Annotated in this window: 1 pseudogene; it reads left to right on the top strand. The window is 75.7% G+C overall.

Annotated elements, in window-relative coordinates:
• Nucleotides 1-317: pseudogene (locus tag JHD80_RS27545) on the top strand (hypothetical protein); the annotation flags it as partial.

Raw genomic sequence — 317 nt, 5'->3', positions numbered from 1 at the left:
CCCCCCCCCCCCCCCCCCCCCCCCCCCCCCCCCCCCCCCCCCCCCCCCCCCCCCCCCCCCCCCCCCCCCCCCCCCCCCCCCCCCCCCCCCCCCCCCCCCCCCCCCCCCCCCCCCTTTTAATGATCCGCCGACCACCGAGATCTACACCGAAGGTTAATCGTCGGCAGCGTCAGATGTGTATAAGAGACAGGATCGAGGTGCCGCTGGCGCAGATCGCCTCGCGCAAATTGTTCGCCGAGGGCACGAGCCGGCGCGAGATGCTGGGCATGGCGATGATCGTCGGCGGGGTCGGGCTGCTGCTCTCGCTGGCGTTGCGG

Source organism: Allobosea sp. ASV33, from assembly GCF_016428755.1.
GTDB lineage: Bacteria > Pseudomonadota > Alphaproteobacteria > Rhizobiales > Beijerinckiaceae > Allobosea.
The sequence above is the reverse complement of the archived record's forward strand: the minus strand, read 5'-3'. Positions and strand labels throughout refer to the sequence as shown.